This window comes from Streptomyces sp. TAA486, from assembly GCF_000426165.1.
In genome coordinates this window covers 244409-263350 of record NZ_KE384503.1, presented here as the reverse complement: position 1 = coordinate 263350, position 18942 = coordinate 244409, and the positions used below count along the sequence as shown (strand labels likewise).

Genomic DNA, 18942 nt, shown 5'->3' with positions numbered 1-18942 from the left:
CCCTCTATCAGGGCTGTGTCCGCGGAGAGCGCGGACAGGTTCGCCCTCGTTGTTTGTGCTCGGCTTCGCCTCGCGGGGCGGGGGCTTGGCCACCCCCACCCCCTCTGCCAGGGCTGTGTCCGCGGGCAGGCGGCCCGCCCCGAACGCCCGCACCCCCGCACACGCACACCCACCCCGCGTCCCCACCCCGTGAGGGCCGCGCGGCCCGGGCGCGCGGCCTCACGCAAGCGCCAACTGCACCGGGGTACACGCGGCGGTCATCGGGCGCATGCCGCCGGGGCGTTGCCCGGACCAGGCGAGGCAGGCACCGGCGCTGACCCTCTGTGTGTCAGGTCACACCGCGGGAGCGCATCCGAGCACGTCTCTTCACCTGAGCGAAGTCGACCCGGACCTTCGGAGAGTGCCGCGGCCACCGCCCCGAACTGCGAGTACGGTCACCGTTCCCGGGCCCGCAGGAAGCGCTCGGCACCGTCCGACAGGTCCACCAGCGGTTCGGGATAGTCCAGCTCCGCCCGCTCCCGCGCGGGCAGCTTCCACGGCTGGTGCACGGCGGAGCCTTCGACGCCGGCCAGTTCGGGGACCCAGCGGCGCACGTAGTCCCCGTGCGGGTCGAAGCGCTTGGCCTGTGTGAGCGGATTCAGCACGCGGTTCGGCCGGGTGTCGTTGCCCGTGCCCGCCACCCACTGCCAGTTGAGCTGGTTGTTCGCCACATCGCCGTCCACGAGCAGGTCGAGGAAGTGGCGGGCGCCGACGCGCCAGTCCGTGTACAGCGTCTTGGTGAGGAAGCTCGCCGCCAGCAGTCGCGCCCGGTTGTGCATCCACCCCTCGTGGAGCAGTTGCCGCATCGCCGCGTCCACGAGCGGGTAGCCGGTGCGCCCCTCCCGCCAGGCAGCGATCTCCTCCACGTCGTGCCGCCATCGGTCGCCGCGCGGGCGATAGTCCTCCTGGGAGGCGCGGGGCCGGGCGGCGAGGACCTGATGGTGGAAGTCCCGCCAGGCCAGCTGACGTACGAAGGCGTCGGGCCCCTCGCCACCTGTCTCCGAGGCCCTGTGGACGAGTTCCACCGCAGAGAGCGTGCCGAAGTGCAGATGCGGCGACAGACGCGAGGTGGCGTCCCCGGCCAGGTCGTCGTGGTTCTCGGCGTACGCCTTCATCCCCGACTTCCGCCACGCGTCGAAGCGTGCGCGGCCCTCCCTCTCACCGCCCGCGGCCAGCCCCGGCGACACCCCCTTCACGTCCGGACGCGAGGGCAGCGCGGCGGAGCCGGGGCCTTCCGGCACGCGCACCGTGCGGGGCGCCCGCAGCACCGGACGCAGCCTCTCCGCCGCCCAGCGCCGGAAGTACGGCGTGAAGACCGCGAAGTGGTCCCGGCCCTGAGGCGTTACCTCGCCCGGAGCGAGCGCGGTGACGACGGCGTCGTGCACGCACAACTCCCGGCCGTCGGAAGCCAGGAGGCGCCGCAGCCGCTCCTCGCGGCGCTGCGCGTAGCCGCTGACGTCGCCCGCCATGTGGACCTGCCGTGCGCCGCACTCCACCGCCACCGCGCAGGTCTCCTCGGCCACGTCGCCGGTGCGCAGCACCAGCCGGCCGCCCCGTTCCCGCAGCGCCGCGTCGAGGTCGGCGAGGCAGTCCGCGAGGAACGCCCGCCGGTTCGGTGCGTCGAAACCCGCTGCCCGTACGCCCTCGTCGATGACGAACAGCGGCACCACTTCTTCCGCCCCGTCGAGAGCGGCGCGCAGAACCGGGTTGTCGTGGATCCGCAGATCCGCGGTGAACAGGGCTACGGAAGCGCTCATGCGCAGTCGTCCTTCCTGCGGTGCGATGCGGCCGGCGTGTGCGGACCTGTGCCCGGAGGTGCCCCGCGCACCGGACCGGGGGTCCCGCACCAGCTCACCACGCGCGCTCCGTTCAGCCGCGACGGCGCAGCGCCCCCGGCCACCACACCGCCGGGCCGATGTCGCGTGCGAGCGCGGGCACCAGCAGCGAGCGGACGACGAGCGTGTCGAGCAGCACCCCGAAGGCGACGATGAAGGCGATCTGGACGAGGAAGGACAGCGGAATGACCACCAGCGCCGCGAAGGTCGCCGCGAGCACCACACCGGCGGAGGTGATGACGCCGCCGGTGGCGGTCAGGCCTCGGCGGATGCCCGACCGGGTGCCGTGCAGAAGGGCTTCCTCGCGTACGCGAGTGAGCAGGAAGATGTTGTAGTCCACGCCCAGCGCGACGAGGAATACGAAGCCGTAGAGCGGCACCGAGGCGTCCGTGCCGGTGAAGTCGAGGAGATGGCTGAAGACCAGCGCGGCGACTCCCAGCGTGGCGAGGAAGTTGAGCGCGACGGTGGCGACCAGCACCACCGGGATGACCAGTGCTCGCAGCAGTACCGTGAGGATCACGAAGATGATCAGCAGGACGACGGGGACGATGAGCGCGCGGTCGCGCTCGGCGGTCGTCTGGATGTCGTACTGCTGCGCCGTGTAGCCGCCCACCAGGGCGTGCGCTCCCGGCACCGCGTGCACGGACGAACGCAGCCGGTCCACCGCCCGCTTGGCCTCGTCACTGGAGGCGCCTGCCTCGAGCGTGGCGTTGATGAGTACTCGGCCGTCCTTCACGAGCGGTTCGCCCTGCCCCGGCCGCCCCGACGTCGTCAGGGGTGCGGCGCTCGCGACCCCCTCGGTGCGGTCCGCGGCACGGGTCACCTCTCGTGCCTTGCCGGCGTCGGCGATGACGACTGCCGGGTTGCCGGAGCCCCCGGGGAAGTGCTCGCTGAGCGTGCGCTGCCCCACGACGGAGGGCTCGTCCTTGACGAAGATCTCGTCGATGGGGACGCCGTGCGAGGTCAACTGCGGTGAGAACGCGGCACAGGCGATGAGCGCCACCAGGGTGCTCGCCCAGATGCGGCGTGGCATGCGGTCGACACGGGCGGCGATGCGGCCCCACACACCATGTGCGGGGGCGGCGGCCGGGTCTCGGTCACCGTTGTCCCCGGCGCCCTCACGGTCCGGGCTCGCGTTGCTGCCGTCCTGGACCTTGCCGGGCCCGGCGGCAGGCCCGGCGGCGGGCTCGGGCCGTGCCGGCCAGTAGGCGGCCCGGCCCACGAGTACGAGCGTCGCCGGCAGGAAGGTGAGCGTGCTGATGACGGCGCAGACGATGCCGATGGCGCCGACGGGACCCAGCGCGCGGTTGTTCGTGAGGTCGCTCAGGAGCAGGGCGAGCAGCCCGAGTGCGACGGTGGCGGCGCTGGCGGTGATCGCGCCGAAGGAGCGGCGCAGCGCGGCGCGCATGGCGGCGAAGCGTTCGCCGTGCCTGGAGAGTTCCTCGCGGAAGCGTGCGGAGAGCAGCAGTGCGTAGTCCGTGGCCGCGCCGATGACGAGGATGGAGAGGATCCCCTGCACCTGCCCGTCGACGCTGACGATGCCTTCCTGGGCCAGCTCGTACACGACGGCGCACGCGAGGGAGAGCGCGAGCACGGCGCCGAGGATGATGAGGACCGGCAGCAGGACGCTGCGGTAGACGAGCAGCAGGATCAGCAGGACGACGACGAGGGCGACGACGAGCAGGATGCCGTCGATCCCGGCGAACGCCTCGGACAGATCGGCCTGGGTCGCGGCCGGCCCCGTGATCTGCGCCTTCGTCCCCTCGACGCGGTCTGCCTCGTCGCGTACGTCGTCGAGCACGGCCGGAAGCCCGTGGTCGAGGCCGGAGCGGATCTGCACGGTGCCCTGCAGCGCGCGTCCGTCCTTGCTGGGCACGGCCGGCGAGGGCGTGCCGACGATGCCGTGACTGCCCTTGAGTGAGGCCAGGGAGCGGGTCGCGGCCTCCTGCTGCTGCGGCTGGATCTTCCCTTCCCGCGCCGTCCAGACGACCACCGCGGGCATCGTCTCGTCCTGCTGGAAGCTCTTCTGCGCGTCGATGACCCGGGTGGACTCGGCGCTCTGCGGCAGGAACGAGGCCGGGTCGTTGTCCGCCACGTCGCTGAGCTTGCCTGCGTACGGGCCGAGCAGACCGCCGAGCACGAGCCAGACGATGAGCAGGAGGGCCGGGGTGATCCAGCGGGTGGCGCGCTGTGCGGACGGCATCTGTTGTTCCTCGTGGGCCGGGGCGGGACGGGCACTGAGGTGGGACGAGCCCTCAGGCGCGACGGGCGGCGACGGACTCTCGGCGGACGTGACGGCGGACGTGACGGCGGACGAGGGGACGGGAACCTGCTGCGGACGGAGAAGGACCATCGCCGTCCTGCGAGCTTACGCAGCGCCTCCACGGAGGCGCCCGGAGCCCTCCCCAGCAACGGCCAAGTGCTGCCGCATGCCTGCCTGTTGCGCACCGCGTCGCTGCCGCCGTGCCGCCCGCGCGTCACTCGTACCGGTAACCCGGAAGCGCCCCGCCCGGACGCGCGCGGGCCGGCGGGCATCCCTTCTGCCCGCCGGCCCGCGGTTGCGTCGCGACCGGCCGTCTCCTCGGCCCTTCGTTCTTCCGGTGGCCTGGTTCTACTGGCCGCGCTTCCTTGCCTTCGTCTCGGCGTCCTTGGCCTCCTTGGCCTTCGCCTCGACCTCGGGGTCGAGCTGTCCGTCACCGGCGCGGCGTTCGGCAGCGGCACCTCCGCCGACCGACGACAGCGGAGCCCGGTCGCCGACCTCTGTTGCCTCGGGCGGCTCGACGAGCCAGTCGGGGTTGGCCTGCTTGTCCCACCAGCGCCAGGCGGCGTAGGCACCGCCCGCCAGCAGGCCCAGCAGTCCGAGCCGCTTGGCCAGACGTCCTCGGCGCGCACGCTTCTCACGCTTGCGCACGAGCTTCTCGATCTCCCTGGCCGACACCTGCCCCCGAAGGGCGGCGAATGCCGCGGCACTGCGGGACGCGGCCTCCTCCCGCACCGGCCCCGAGGCGCTGCGGGCGTCCGCGACGGCGTTCTCGATGCGTGGCGCGGCGTAGTCGGTGGCCTTGCGGGCGGCCTTGCGGGTGCGCTTGGCGGCCTTGGTCGCAGCCCTGTCGAGCTCGGGCGGAAGATTCTTCCGGGCCTTGGCGATACGGGGCACGACGAGCTGGTCGTATCCGTCGCGAGCTGAGGACCGGGCCTGCCGCGCGGCGTGCGAGACCTTCGGCCCCAGCCGCTCACCCGCCTCGTGCGCGTACTGCACTGCGGCGTCCCTGGCACTTTCTGCGTAGGGTGCCATGACCTCCGCTGCGTGCCGCACGCTTTCCTTGGTGTTCCCGGTCGCGGCGCGCACGGTGTCCATGCGGGTCACAGGTACCTCCTCCTCGGTGGCGTGTCACGGGCTGCTGGGTCCTCCCCCGGACACAGTGTCGTTTTCCACCCGTTTCGAAGATCATGCCTGGCTGCGTCCACTCAAGCGCGTTGCGTGGGGGCATCCGGGTCACCCGCACGTGCTCCCGGCCGACCGGGTACGTGGCAGGATCGGACGGGTCAACGCAGACAGATGGAAGGTAGATCGTGGCCGAGCAGCTCTACGCCACCCTGAAGACCAATCACGGCGACATCGAGGTACAGCTCTTCCCGAACCACGCGCCGAAGACGGTCAAGAACTTCGTCGAGCTCGCAGAGGGCTCGCGTGAATGGACCCATCCGGAGACCGGCCAGAAGACGACAGACAAGCTCTACGACGGCACCGTCTTCCACCGTGTGATCAGCGGATTCATGATCCAGGGCGGTGACCCGCTGGGCAACGGCACGGGTGGCCCCGGATACGAGTTCGGGGACGAGATCCACCCGGACCTCGCCTTCAGCAAGCCGTACCTGCTTGCCATGGCGAACGCCGGCCCGGGCACGAACGGTTCGCAGTTCTTCATCACCGTCGGCGCCACCGCGTGGCTCACCGGCAAGCACACCATCTTCGGCGAGGTCACGGACGCCGCCTCCCAGAAGGTCGTGGACGCCGTCGCGGGAATCCAGACCAACCCGCGCACCGACCGGCCCGTGCAGGACGTCGTCCTGGAGTCGGTCACCATCGAGCGCCGCTGAAGCGGGCGTTCTCTTCGGCGAGGGCGCGGCCCCGCCGGGAACTGTTCCGCCCCGCCTGACCGTAGGAGAAGACGAGGCGGAACAGTTCCGCACGACGTGAGAACGGGACGAGGGGGAGGGAAGGGCCGTGGAGGACCAGCACCGGACGGAACCGCGGGTGACGTATTGCTACCGGCACCCGGACCGGGAGACCGGCATCAGCTGTGTCCGCTGCGAGCGCCCCATATGCCCTGAATGTATGGTCCCGGCCTCCGTCGGATTCCAGTGCCCCGAGTGCGTGAAGTCGGGGTCCGGCACGGGTCACTCGCCGTCCGCGAGTTCGCCGCGGACGATAGCGGGCGGCGTCATCGCCGCCGACCGCCGCCTGATCACCAAGATCCTTCTGGGCATCAACGCGGCCGTCTTCGTCGCGGTTCTCATCGCCGACGAGCGGCTGGTGAACGGCCTGCTGCTGTTCGGCCAGGCGGTCACCGAGCCGTACGGGCCGGTCGAAGGCGTGGCGGAGGGGCAGTGGTACCGGCTGCTGACCTCGATGTTCCTGCACCAGGAGATCTGGCACATCGCGATGAACATGCTGGGCCTGTGGTTCCTGGGCCCGCCCCTCGAAGCGGCGCTCGGACGCCTGCGCTTCAGCGCGCTCTATCTGCTCTCCGGGCTGGGCGGCAGTGCCCTGACCTTCCTGGTCTCCGCTCCGGGGCAGGCGTCGCTCGGTGCGTCCGGTGCGATCTTCGGGCTCTTCGGTGCGACGGCCGTGCTGATGCGCCGCCTGAACTACGACATGCGGCCGATCCTGATCCTGCTCGGCATCAATCTGGTCTTCACCTTCACCTGGCAGGGCATCTCCTGGCAGGCGCACATCGGCGGACTGCTGGTGGGCGCGCTGATCGCGTACGCCATGGTGCACGCGCCGCGGAAGAACCGTCGGCTGGTGCAGTACGGCTCGTGCGCCGTGATGGCGGCGCTGATCGTGGCGGCGTGCCTGGTACGGACGCTCCAGCTGGTTCCCTGAGTTCTTCCGCCCTCGGAACACCCGCTCTGACCGGGCGTTTCGACTCGTTGTCCACAGCATGTTCCGGATCTTGTGCATAGCGTACGGAACGGCTGTCCAGAGTCGCTCAGAGGTACGTTTTCCCTGCACAGGGGGCCCGGAGGCAGTTGAGCTGCAGAAATTACCGATAGTACGGGCGTCAACTCACTCAGAGTTATCCACAGATCTTGTGAAAGTTATCCAGCCCTGTGGATCAGGCTGTGGATAACTCGTCGTGCGAGCGGCCTCGCAGCACGTCAGCACGCCCCTCGGGCAGTGCCCCGGGGCTGAGCAGAACGTCTGCAGGACCCGGCCTTCAGGACGAGCCGGAGAAGCGGACCGCTACTTCCACTGCGTGGAGACGACGAAGCCCGCCGCGATGAAGCCGAAGCCGACGACGATGTTCCAAGAGCCGAGCGCCTCGATGGGCAGCTTGCTCTGGGTCACGTAGAACAGCACGATCCACGCGAGGCCGATGAGGAACATGGCCAGCATGAGCGGCGCGACCCACCTGCCGCCGGTGGCGCCGAGACTGATCTCCGTCGCCTTCTTCTCCGGGGGCGGAGTGAAATCTTCCTTTTTGCGGATCCGTGACTTCGGCACGAGAGTCTCTCCTGTCGACGGCTTCCCTTACCGCGATGCCCCTCGGAACGGGGACCCGAGGGGGATGTGCTGCTGTAGTGGTCCGTTAGCGTAGTGCTTCCCCGCGGTGGAGGGAGACGAGGGTAGTGACCAGATTGCGAATCCGTCCTGCACGGCTGGCCACTCTGGGGGTCTTCGCCCTCGCCGGGCTCATTTTCTGGATCAGTTTCAACACCGCACATGGTACCGATCTGCGATCGGACTCCTCGATGCTGCGGCTGTCCGACCTCATCCAGGAACGGAGCCGCAAGAACGCCGAACTCAACTCCTCCGCCGCCGCCGTACGCAGCCAGGTCGACCGCCTCGCACGGCGCGACAGCGGAAGCAGCAGCGAGGAGAACCGGAAGCTGTCCGGCCTGGAGAAGGACGCCGGCACCAAGAAGGTCTCCGGGGCGGGCCTGACCGTCACCCTCGACGACGCGCCTCCGAACGCCGCCGCACAGGTCCCCGGAGTACCCGAGCCACAGGCCAACGACCTCGTCATCCACCAGCAGGATCTGCAGGCGGTCGTCAACGCGCTCTGGCAGGGCGGCGCAAAGGGCATCAAGATCATGGACCAGCGCCTGATCTCGACGAGCGCCGTGCGCTGCGTCGGCAACACCCTGATCCTCCAGGGCCGCGTCTACTCACCGCCGTACAAGGTGACAGCCGTCGGCGAGAAGGAGCAGCTGCAGAAGGCACTGGACAGCTCGCCGGCGATCCAGAACTACCTCCAGTACGTCGACGCGTACGACCTCGGCTGGAAGGTCGACGAGCGCAAGTCCGTGACGCTCCCCGGCTATTCCGGCACCGTCGACCTTCGCTACGCGAAGCCGACCGGGTGAAGCGGGCACGGGCTCGGACGCACTTGTCCGACTGGCCCACTTCGCCATGGCGCGGCCCCGTACTCTGGTGTTCGCGTCCGAAACGCGAGGACCAACGGTAGGGAAGGGACGGCACGCAGGGATGTACGGCTGGATCTGGCGGCATCTGCCTGGCAACACGTGGGTGCGGGCGTTCTGCTCGCTTGTGCTGGCGCTCGGGGTCGTTTTTCTGCTCTTTCAGTACGTCTTCCCCTGGGCGGAGCCGCTGCTGCCGTTCAACGACGTGACCGTCGACGGCGGTGGCAGCTGATGGGCACCGCCCGCATTCTCGTCGTCGACAACTACGACAGCTTCGTCTTCAACCTCGTCCAGTACCTGTACCAGTTGGGTGCCGAGTGCGAGGTCGTGCGGAACGACGAGACCGAACTGCGCCACGCCGACGACGGGTTCGACGGTGTGCTCCTCTCGCCGGGACCCGGCACCCCCGAAGAGGCCGGTGTCTGCGTGGAGATGGTGCGGCACTGCGCCGCGAACGGCGTACCGGTCTTCGGTGTCTGCCTCGGGATGCAGTCGATGGCCGTCGCGTACGGCGGGACCGTCGGGCGCGCGCCCGAGCTGCTTCACGGCAAGACCTCGCAGGTGCTCCACGAGGGCGCCGGCGTCTTCGCCGGTCTGCCCTCCCCGTTCACCGCCACGCGTTACCACTCGCTGGGCGTGGACGGCGGCGACGTACCCGAGGGTCTGGAGGTGACGGCGCGCACGGCGGGTGGCCTCGTGATGGGGCTGCGCCACCGTGAACTGCCGGTCGAGGGCGTGCAGTTCCACCCCGAGTCGGTGTTGACCGAGTGGGGCCATCTGATGCTCGCCAACTGGCTTGCGGAGTGCGGCGACCCGGGTGCTGTCGAGCGTGCCGCCGGGCTGTCCGGTGTGCGGGTCGGGGCCGCCGGCAGTGCGGCCGCGGGGGGCAGGTGAGGGGGATGCCCCCCGAAGGGGAGAACGCCTACGGGCGGCCGTACGGCGATCCGTACGGGAACGCGTACGGCGATCCCTATGGTGAGCGGGACGACGAGGACCCGTACAGTCCCCGGGCCACCCGTGAAGGTTGGGCCTACGGGCAGGGCGGGGAGTTCCAGCGCGCGGTCGACGCCCTCGACGATCCGCTGAGCGACCCGCTGCCGGGGCAGAACTCCCGTCGTACGGGCGGAGGGCCCGCGCAGGGGGGCGGGAGCCAGCCGGCGCAGGGCTATCCGGGGCAGAGCCGCTCCGGGCAGGGCTATCCCGCACCCGCACAGAATCAGCCGGGGCAGGGGTATCAGGCTCAGGGCTACACCACGCAGGGCCATGGCTCGCAGGACTACTCGTCGCAGGGTTATGCGTCTCAGGACCGCGCCTCCCAGGGCTACCCCTCTCAGGACTACGCACCGGGGGCGTACGAAGGCCCGCAGCAGGGGCAGCGAGGGCAGCAGGCCCCCCAGACCGCTCAGGCGGAGCAGCAGCCGGAGGGCGTCTCGCCCTGGTTCCGTCCTCACCGTGAAGCGGGGCCGGGCGCGGGGACCGGCGGGCCCGCACAGCAGACTCAGGGGCAGCAGAGCCCGGCGGGACAACAGCCTGTCGGGCACTCCGCGCAGGACCGGCCCGCCTCTCCGAGGCAGGAGTACGGCGGCCGCCAAGTCCCTTACGGCGGCGGGCAGTCGGCCGCACCGCAGCAGTGGCAGGACCAGGACCGGAGCCAGGCATGGCAGGCCGGCGCGGGAACGGCCGCCGGGCCGCCCGTCACCAGGCAACTTCGCCGGCCGGGCGCCGGGGACCGTCCGGCTGATGCCCCCGCTCCCCGTCCGGAGTCGCCTCAGTCGCCGCAGACGAAGGGTGCGGGCCGCCCGGGGCACGGACGGGACGCGTCCGGCCCCCAGCCCCAGCAACGTCGCGCGGCAGGGCTCTCCGAGACCTCGCAGCTGCCCGTCGTCGACGAGCCCGGCGGTGTGCCCCGCACAACTCGTGGGACGTCGTCCGGCCCGGCGACGGACCACTCACCGCGTGACACGGACGACGAGCTGACGAACACTCGCACCGTCGGTCTGGTACGGCCCGGCTCGGAGGACTTCGGCGGCGGACGGGCGGCCCGCCGCCGCGCCGCCCAGCACCGCGGCCGGGGCGGCAGCGCTCCCGTGCCGCGTACCGCCGGCACCCGGCTGGAGGCCAGGCGCGCGGAGCGGGCACGCCGCGAGGGTCCCGCGATCATCGCCAGCCGATTTCTGGGCGAAGTCTTCATATCCGCCGGTGTGTTGATGCTGTTGTTCGTCGCGTACCAGCTGTGGTGGACGAACGTACTGGCCGGACAGGAAGCCGGCGGCGCCGCGCAGAGCCTCCAGGACCAGTGGAAGGGCGGCAAGAACGGCGGGCTGGACCCGGAGCGAAAGGCCGAGGACTTCGCGCCCGGTGAGGGCTTCGCGATCCTCTACCTTCCGAAGCTGGACGTCAGGGTCCCCATCGCGCAGGGGGTCTCCAAGCCGGCGGTGCTCGACAAGGGCCTCGTGGGGCACTACGACAAGCAGCCCTTCAAGACCGCGATGCCGTGGGACACGAAGGGCAACTTCGCCCTGGCGGGCCACCGCAACACCCATGGCGAGCCGTTCCGTTACATCAACCGCCTCGTCGGTGGCGACGACATCGTGGTGGAGACCGCCACCAAGTTCTATACGTACAAGATGGCCAACCGGCTGCCGTCGACCTCTCCTTCGAACACCCGGGTCATCGAGCCCGTTCCGGAGGGCTCCGGTTTCGAACGCCCGGGCCGTTACATCACGTTGACCACGTGTACGCCCGAATTCACTTCGAAATACCGGCTCATCGTCTGGGGCAAAATGGTCGAGGAGCGTCCACGGAGCAAGGGCAAACCGGACGCTCTCATCGAGTAGGGACAGCAGAAACGGGCGGTAAGCGGTGTCACAGACCAAACACGTCAAGGGCGGGGGGCCCAGCGCGTCGTCGTCCCTCCCGCCACCGCACCCCGCGTCCGAGCGTGGACGCCGGGCCACACGCCGTCGCCGCTTGGGGGCGATGGTCGGCTTCGTGGGTGAACTCCTCATCACGGCAGGCGTCGTGCTCGCGCTCTTCGTCGCCTATTCGCTGTGGTGGACGAACGTGCTGGCCGAGCGCGACTCCAAGCGGGCGGGCGACAAGGTGCGCGAGACCTGGCTTCACGACCGCACACCCGGCGCCCTCGACACCAAGGACGGCATCGGCTTCCTGCACGTGCCGTCCATGTCGCGCGACGTGCTGGTGATGAAGGGCACAGACGCGAAGGAACTCAACAAGGGCGCGGCGGGCTACTACACGAAGCCGGTCACGTCGGGGATGCCGCAGGACCAGTCGGGCAACTTCGCGCTGGCTGCCCACCGTGACGGGCACGGCGCGAAGTTCCACAGGATCCACAAGATCGAGAAGGGCGACGCGGTCGTCTTCGAGACGAAGAACACCTGGTTCGTCTACAAGGTCTTCTCGATCCTGCCGCGCACCAGCAAGTACAACGTCGACGTGCTGGATCCGGTGCCGAAGGACTCGGGCAAGAAGACCGAGGGGCGGTACATCACGCTCACCACCTGCACGCCGGTCTTCACGTCCAAGTACCGCTACGTGGTGTGGGGCGAGCTGGAGCGCACGGAGGACGTCGATTCGAAGCGGACTCCGCCGGAGGAACTGCGCTGACGCAACCGCCTGTTGGCAGGACCTGACCGCCCGGCAGGACGCGCACCCGACACGAACGCGCCCCCGCAGCGATGCCGCGGGGGCGCGTTCACGTGTGCGCCGTGCTCCGGCGCCCTTTGCTAGGGCTTGCCCTTCCTGCTGGGCTGCCCGGCCGGGCCTCCGAAGATGCCGTCGTCACCGTCGGCTCCACCGTCGTCACCCGGCTGTCCCTGGCGGGCGAAGATGGTGATCGTGTCGCCCTTCTTGCCCTGGGTGTTGGCGGGCGGGTTGGTGGTGATCACGGTGGCGTTGTTCTCGTCGGGCGCACCCTGGACCTGGACCTGGAAGCCCGCCTCCTCCAGCGTCTTGCGGGCGTCCTTGACCAGCTGGTCCGTGACGTCGGGGACGGTGGCGGGCTCGTCGTCCGGCGCCTTGGCGATGGTCAGGGTCACCTGGGAGCCGGCCTTGGCCTCCTCGTTGGCCGCCGGATCCTGCTCGAGAACCTCGCCCGCGGCCTTGTCGGGAGCGTCCTGCTCCTTGCTGGCCACCTCGAAGCCCGCGGCTTCCAGCTGCGTCTTCGCCGCGGCGAACTGCTGGCCGACCACGTTGGGCACCTGCCGCGTCTGCTCCTGCGCGACGGTCAGAACTATCGTCGAGTTCTTCGGCGCCTTGCCGCCGCCGTTCGGGTCCTGCGTCAGCACGGTGCCCGGCGTCTCGTCGGACTGCTGGAACTTCCGCTTGACCTGGAACCCCGCGCCGATCAGCTCCTGCTTGGCGTTGGCGTAGGACTTCCCCTCCACATCGGGGACCTCGGCCGGGGCCGGGCCCTTCGACATGGCCACGGTGACCGTGTCCCCCCGCTTGATCTCCTCGCCCTTGGCCGGGTCGGACGAGCAGACCGTGTTCTTCTTCTGGTCGCAGAACTTGTCCTCGCCCTTGGCGACTTCGAAGCCACCGTTGCTGCCGAGGGCCTTGGCCTGCTTGTAGCTCTGCCCGGCGAGCGCCGGCACTTCGACAGTGTCGCCCGGCCCGCCGCCGAAGATCGTCTTGCCGATGAAGATCGCGCCGACGAGGATGAAGATCGCCGCGAGGACGAGCAGGATGGTGGAGGCGTTGCTCCGGTTCCCACCGCGCCGCCTGCCGCGTCCGTCGTCGTAGTAGCCCCCGTTGTCGTCGCCGACGGGGGGCATCATCGAGGTCTGTGAATCCTGCGCCCGCAGCGCCGTGGTGGGCTGGTCGTCGGGGTAGCCTCCGTAGCCGACCGCGCCCATGGCGGCGGTGGCCGCGACGGGCTGACCGTCGAGGCACGCTTCTATGTCGGCGCGCATCTCATCGGCGCTCTGGTACCGGTAGTCCGGGTCCTTGACCAGCGCCTTCAGGACGATCGCTTCCATGTCCGGCGAGATCTCGGGATCGAAGACCGTCGGAGGCTGCGGATCTTCCCGTACGTGCTGGTAGGCCACCGCGACCGGTGAGTCGCCGACGAACGGCGGGCGGTTGGTGAGCAGTTCGTAGACCAGGCAGCCCGTGGAGTACAGGTCCGAGCGGGAGTCGACCTGCTCGCCCTTGGCCTGCTCCGGGGAGAGGTACTGGGCCGTGCCGATGACGGCGGCGGTCTGCGTCATGGTCATGCCGGAGTCGCCCATGGCCCGCGCGATGCCGAAGTCCATGACCTTGACCTGGCCGTTGCGGGTGAGCATGACGTTGGCCGGCTTGATGTCGCGGTGGACGATGCCGCTGCGGTGGGAGTACTCCAGCGCCTGGAGGATCCCGACGCACATCTCCATCGCGCGCTCCGGCAGCAGCTTGCGTCCGGAGTGCAGCAGCTCGCGGAGAGTGGAGCCGTCCACGTACTCCATCACGATGTACGGGATGGAGACGCCGTCCACGTAGTCCTCGCCGGTGTCGTAGACAGCGACGATCGCGGGATGGTTCAGCGATGCGGCCGACTGGGCCTCGCGGCGGAACCGGGCCTGGAACGACGGGTCACGAGCCAGGTCGACGCGGAGCGTCTTGACCGCGACGGTCCTGCCCAGGCGTGTGTCATGGGCGAGGTACACCTCGGCCATGCCACCCCGGCCGAGCACCGAGCCCAGCTCGTACCGGCCGCCGAGGCGACGCGGCTCTTCCATAGTCTCCAGCCCTCTCCGTTCGTCCGGGCCCGTATCTGACGTACGGCACGGCGGTGTGCTGCTCGGGATACGGTACCCGCCCACTCGTGCGGGTCGGTCGTGACTGAGGTGACTGACGTCACCACTTGCGGTGCCGCCGTGGTGGTTTCGGTCACGTCTCCGGAATCCACCTGGGAAACTGCCGTGCCCCGGTGGATCTTGGGGGTGAGCGCCGAGCACGTCATTGCTTGCCCTCGAGCACTGCCTTCATCACGCCCTTGGCGACCGGAGCGGCGAGCTTGCCGCCCGCGATGTCGCTGCGGAGTGTGTCCGAACCCTCGATGACCACGGCCACCGCGACGGGGACGGAACCGTCCTGGTCCTTCGCGTATGAGATGAACCACGCGTACGGGTTCTCGCTGTTGTTCTCACCGCGCTGGGCGGTGCCGGTCTTGCCTCCGACTGTGACGCCCGGGATCTGCGCACTGGTTCCCGTGCCCTTCTGGACCACGGTCTCCATGCCCTGCTGAAGCTTCTGCGCGTTCTCCGAGGAGAGCGGCCGGCTCATCTCCGACGGCTTGTGCTGCTCGACGACGTTCAGGTTCGGCGCGACCAGCTGGTCCACCATGTACGGCTTCATCAGGGCGCCGTTGTTGGCCACCGATGAGGCGACCATCGCCATCTGCAGCGGCGTCGCGCGGTTGCTGGCCTGCCCGATGCCGGCCATGGCGTTCTGCGGCTTGTTGTCCTTCGGGTAGACGCTCTCGGCGGCGCGGACCGGGGTGTCCAGCTCCTTGTCGTTGAAGCCGAACTTGTCCGCAGTCTCGATCATCTGCTCATTGCCGACCTTGTGGCTCATCTTCGCGAAGACGGTGTTGCAGGAGTAGCGCAGCGCGTTGCGCACCGTGGCGTTCTCGCAGGGGATGTTGCCCTCGTTGCCGAGCTTGGTCTGCGAGTCGGGCAGCCGGTACGGGTCCTCGCTGTCGGTCGCCTTGTCCAGGTCGTACTCGCCGCTCTCCAGGCCCGCCGCCGCCGTGACGACCTTGAACGTCGAACCGGGCGGATAGGTCTGCCGCAGAGCCCTGTTGAGCATGGGCTCCTCGTCGTTCTGCTCCTTCTGCAGCTTCGACCACTCGGCGGTGTCGGACTTGCCGTTCCCCGCGAAGCTGGACGGGTCGTAGGACGGGGTGCTCGCCAGGGCGAGGATGGCGCCGGTCTTCGGGTTTATCGCCGCGACCGCGCCCTTCTTGTCGCCGAGGCCGTCGAAGGCCGCCTTCTGCGCCTTGGCGTTGAGCGTCGTGACGACGTTCCCGCCCTTCTGCGGCTTGCCCGTGAGCATGTCGATCGTGCGGTTGAAGAAGAGCCGGTCGTCGTCGCCGGTCAGGATGCCGTCGTTGAGGGCCTCCAGCTGGTTCGCGCCGAAGGCCTGTGAGGCGTAGCCGGTGACCGGCGACCACATCGGGCCGTTCTTGTACGTGCGCTTGTAGCGGAAGTCGCCGCTCTTGGTGTCGGTGGAGCCGGTGATCGACTTACCGTCGACGATGATGTTGCCGCGCGGCTGCGAGTAGCGCGCGATGGCGACGCGGCGGTTCTTCGGATCGGTCTTGAGTTCGTCGGCCTGTACGAGCTGGATCCAGTTGTCGCGTGCCAGCAGGGCGAGCACAAGCAGGCCGCAGAAGATCGCGATCCGGCGCAGCGGCTTGTTCACTGTGCTTCACCTCTCACGGATTGCCGGGTCACGTGCGCGCTCGTCGTCATGGTCGGACCACCTGCGTCATCTCGGCGTCCGGTGATGGCGCAGGTGCCGGGGCGGGCCTGCGCGCGGTATCGCTGATCTTGAGCAGGATCGCCACCAGCGCCCAGTTGGCGATCACGGACGAACCGCCCTGTGCGAGGAAGGGCATCGTCATGCCGGTGAGGGGGATGAGCCCCATCACGCCGCCCGCGACGACGAAGACCTGGATGCCGAACGCGGCGGAGAGGCCGACGGCGAGCAGCTTGCCGAAGGGGTCGCGGGCCGCGAGGGAGGTGCGGATGCCGCGCTCCACGAGCAGCCCGTACAGGATCAGCATGGCCATGACGCCGGTGAGGCCCAGTTCCTCGCCGACGGTGGCGAAGATGTAGTCGCTCTTGGCCGCGAAGCCGATGAGCCGCGAGAAGCCCTGCCCGAGTCCCGAGCCGAGTACTCCGCCGGAGCCGAAGGCCCACAGTGCCTGCGCGGGCTGCTCGGAGCCGTCCTTGAAGGCCTGCATGGGGTCGAGCCAGTCGTCGACGCGGCTCTGCACGTGCGGCTCGAAGCTGGCGACGGCCACGGCGCCGACGACGGTCAGCGCGAGGCCGAAGACGATCCAGCTGGTTCGCTCCGTGGCGACGTACAGCATGACCACGAAGAGGCCGAAGAAGAGCATCGAGGTGCCCAGGTCCGTCTCGAAGACGAGGATGAGGACCGAGAGCGCCCAGATGACGAGGATGGGGCCCAGGTCGCGGCCGCGGGGCAGGTAGAGGCCCATGAAGCGGCGGCTGGCGAGGGCGAGTGCGTCGCGCTTGACCATCAGGTAGCCGGCGAAGAACACCGCGATGATGATCTTCGCGAACTCCCCGGGCTGGAGCGAACCGACGCCGGGGATCGTGATCCAGATGCGGGCGCCGAAGCGGGCCGGGAAGAAGACCGGCAGGATCAGCAGGATCAGCGCCGTGATCATCGAGATGTAGGTGTAGCGCTGGAGCACACGGTGGTCCTTGAGGAAGACCAGCACGGCGACGAAGAGCCCGACGCCGAGCGTGGACCACATCAGCTGCGTGGGGGCGGCGGCGCCGCCCGGCAGCGGCTCGAGGTCGAGCCTGTAGATGAGCACGAGGCCCATGCCGTTGAGGAGCGTGGCGATGGGCAGCATCAGGGGGTCCGCGTACGGGGCCCAGCGACGCACGACCATGTGCGCGACGCCGGCGAGCAGGCACAGGCCGAGGCCGTAACCGAGCATGCCCGCGGGGAGCGCGCCGTCCTTGGCCAGCCCGACGTTGGCGTAGGCGAACACCGGGATGAGCACGGCGAAGATGAGCATGGCCATCTCGGTGTTGCGCCGACTGGGCAGGCCTCCGGGGGAGACCGTCGTATTGCTGCCGGTGTTGGTCATCACGTTGCTGCTCATTGCTGCCGGAGCCCCCCTACGGCGCGGTGCACTGCTTGGCGAGCTGCTGCTGCTTCTCCGACAGCTTCGGGCTCTGCGAGGGCGACGGAGAATCGCTGGGGTCCTTGCTTTCGGCGGAGTTCTTGTCCGCGTCACCCTGCTTGTTCTGCTCGTCCTTCTTCTTGTTCTCGTCGGCCGGGGGCTCGACGGGCTGCTCGGCGATGATCCGGCAGACCTTGGCCTGCTCCTCCAACTCGTCGGCCTTGTCCCGGGCTTCACCGGCGCTGCTGGACGCGATCGTCTCGCGGACCTGGTTGCGCTGGTAGCCGGGCAGGTACTTGAGTTCGACTCCGGGGCGGTCCTGGTAGACCTCGTTCAGGCTGATCCCCGCGAGTTCCTGGCTGATGCCGCGGTAGAGCGCGATGTGGTCGTCGTTGGCGCCGACGTAGTACTGGGTCTGGGTCCAGCGGTAGCCGCCGTAGAGTCCGCCGCCGACGATGATGAGGATCATGGCGATCCACAGGGACCGGCGCAGCCACCTTCTGCCGCCCTGGTGCTTGACGAAGTCGTCCTCGGTGTATCTGCCGAAGCCGCCGTCGTCCGCGCCTCCCATTTGGCCGCTCCCGGGGGGCCCGAAGCCCTCGCCCGGGTTCTGCGACGGCACGGACTGGCCCGCGCTGCGGCCGAGTTCGGCCGCGCGGGCGGCCGGGGTCCGCATGGCACCGAGGTCGCCGCCGAGAGGCGTCTGCGATTCCGCGACGGCGCCGACGACGACCGGGGTGTCGTTCAACTGCCGCCCCATGGCGTCGTTCTCGTCGACATCGACGACGTCCGCGACGATGCACGTGATGTTGTCGGGGCCGCCGCCGCGCAGCGCCAGCTGGATCAGGTCGTGCACCGTCTCCTGCGGACCCTGGTAGCTGGCGAGCGCTTCCTCGATGGTCTGCGGGCTGACGACGGTCGGGAGACCGTCGGAGCAGATGAGGTAGCGGTCGCCGGCGCGAACTTCCCTGATGGACAGGTCGGGTTCGACGTGGTCGCCGCTGCCCAGCGCGCGCATCAGCAGGGAGCGCTGCGGGTGGGTGGTGGCTTCCTCTTCGGTGATGCGGCCCTCGTCGACCAGCTTCTGCACCCAGGTGTGGTCCTGCGTGATCTGCGTGAGCTGTCCGTCACGGAGCAGGTACGCGCGGGAGTCGCCGACGTGTACGAGGCCGAGCCGCCGGCCCGTCCACAGCAGTGCGGTGAGCGTCGTGCCCATGCCTTCCAGCTGCGGGTCCTCCTCGACCATCACGCGCAGCTGGTCGTTGGCGCGCTGCACCGCGACGCCGAGGGACGTGAGCAGGTCGGAGCCCGGGATGTCCTCGTCGAGCTGGACGATCGTGGAGATCACCTCGGAACTGGCGACCTCGCCGGCGGCCTGGCCGCCCATGCCGTCGGCGACCGCGAGGAGGCGCGGGCCGGCGTATCCGGAGTCCTCGTTGTGGTCCCGGATCATGCCGTCATGAGATCCGGCGGCGAAGCGCAGTGACAGACTCATGCGCACCTCGCCCGTCGGCTCCGGATACATCCGCA

15 protein-coding genes are annotated in these 18942 nt (G+C 69.5%); 7 read left to right on the top strand and 8 right to left on the bottom strand.

Annotated features, from left to right (window positions below):
* Positions 1–434 precede the first annotated feature (434 nt).
* From I004_RS0128980 to I004_RS0128970, 3 genes are all read right to left on the bottom strand, one after another.
* Positions 435–1796 (bottom strand): cryptochrome/photolyase family protein, encoded by a 1362-nt coding sequence (locus tag I004_RS0128980; RefSeq protein ID WP_028438338.1) that lies wholly within the window; start codon positions 1794–1796, stop codon positions 435–437.
* Between the two features lie 112 nt (positions 1797–1908).
* Positions 1909–4077: an MMPL family transporter gene (locus I004_RS0128975; protein WP_028438337.1), complete on the bottom strand. Its 2169-nt coding sequence runs from the start codon at positions 4075–4077 to the stop codon at positions 1909–1911.
* Positions 4078–4485: 408 nt separating this feature from the next.
* Positions 4486–5241 (bottom strand): DUF5324 family protein, encoded by a 756-nt coding sequence (locus I004_RS0128970; protein ID WP_028438336.1) that lies wholly within the window; start codon positions 5239–5241, stop codon positions 4486–4488.
* A gap of 206 nt (positions 5242–5447) precedes the next feature.
* On the opposite strand from I004_RS0128970, the gene I004_RS0128965 reads away from it, so the two are divergent.
* Positions 5448–5975, top strand: a complete 528-nt coding sequence (locus I004_RS0128965) for a peptidylprolyl isomerase (protein ID WP_028438335.1) — start codon at positions 5448–5450, stop codon at positions 5973–5975.
* Between the two features lie 127 nt (positions 5976–6102).
* Complete coding sequence (locus tag I004_RS36835; RefSeq protein WP_037978229.1) at positions 6103–6984, top strand: rhomboid family protein; 882 nt, start codon at positions 6103–6105, stop codon at positions 6982–6984.
* Between the two features lie 360 nt (positions 6985–7344).
* Here I004_RS36835 and crgA read toward each other — a convergent pair whose 3' ends face one another.
* Positions 7345–7605 carry a cell division protein CrgA gene (gene crgA / locus I004_RS0128955; protein WP_028438334.1) on the bottom strand — a complete coding sequence of 87 codons (261 nt, stop codon included), beginning with the start codon at positions 7603–7605 and terminating at the stop codon, positions 7345–7347.
* 125 nt (positions 7606–7730) lie between these two features.
* Here crgA and I004_RS0128950 point away from each other — a divergent pair, with 125 nt between their 5' ends.
* The 5 genes from I004_RS0128950 to I004_RS0128930 all read left to right on the top strand — a co-directional run bounded on the left by I004_RS0128950 (position 7731) and on the right by I004_RS0128930 (position 12152).
* Positions 7731–8468, top strand: coding sequence for a DUF881 domain-containing protein (locus I004_RS0128950; RefSeq protein ID WP_028438333.1), 738 nt, complete (start codon positions 7731–7733; stop codon positions 8466–8468).
* Between the two features lie 121 nt (positions 8469–8589).
* The gene (locus I004_RS40000; RefSeq protein WP_028438332.1) at positions 8590–8757 is read left to right on the top strand and encodes a hypothetical protein; all 168 of its coding nucleotides are present in this window, start codon (positions 8590–8592) and stop codon (positions 8755–8757) included.
* Entirely contained in the window at positions 8757–9419 is a 663-nt protein-coding gene (locus I004_RS0128940) for an aminodeoxychorismate/anthranilate synthase component II (protein WP_037978227.1), read from the top strand. The genes I004_RS40000 and I004_RS0128940 overlap by 1 nt, the downstream gene beginning before the upstream one ends.
* 5 nt (positions 9420–9424) lie before the next feature.
* Positions 9425–11362, top strand: coding sequence for a class E sortase (locus tag I004_RS40610; protein ID WP_051345563.1), 1938 nt, complete (start codon positions 9425–9427; stop codon positions 11360–11362).
* A gap of 25 nt (positions 11363–11387) precedes the next feature.
* Positions 11388–12152 (top strand): class E sortase, encoded by a 765-nt coding sequence (locus I004_RS0128930; protein ID WP_028438330.1) that lies wholly within the window; start codon positions 11388–11390, stop codon positions 12150–12152.
* A gap of 119 nt (positions 12153–12271) precedes the next feature.
* On the opposite strand, the gene pknB is transcribed toward I004_RS0128930, so the two are convergent.
* The 4 genes from pknB to I004_RS0128910 form a co-directional block, all read right to left on the bottom strand.
* Complete coding sequence (gene pknB, locus I004_RS0128925) at positions 12272–14263, bottom strand: Stk1 family PASTA domain-containing Ser/Thr kinase (protein ID WP_028438329.1); 1992 nt, start codon at positions 14261–14263, stop codon at positions 12272–12274.
* Positions 14264–14483: 220 nt separating this feature from the next.
* Positions 14484–15950: a penicillin-binding transpeptidase domain-containing protein gene (locus I004_RS0128920; protein ID WP_028438328.1), complete on the bottom strand. Its 1467-nt coding sequence runs from the start codon at positions 15948–15950 to the stop codon at positions 14484–14486.
* A gap of 46 nt (positions 15951–15996) precedes the next feature.
* Complete coding sequence (locus tag I004_RS0128915; RefSeq protein ID WP_028438327.1) at positions 15997–17391, bottom strand: FtsW/RodA/SpoVE family cell cycle protein; 1395 nt, start codon at positions 17389–17391, stop codon at positions 15997–15999.
* Between the two features lie 16 nt (positions 17392–17407).
* Positions 17408–18937 carry a PP2C family protein-serine/threonine phosphatase gene (locus tag I004_RS0128910; RefSeq protein ID WP_486580645.1) on the bottom strand — a complete coding sequence of 510 codons (1530 nt, stop codon included), beginning with the start codon at positions 18935–18937 and terminating at the stop codon, positions 17408–17410.
* Between the last annotated feature and the right edge of the window lie 5 nt (positions 18938–18942).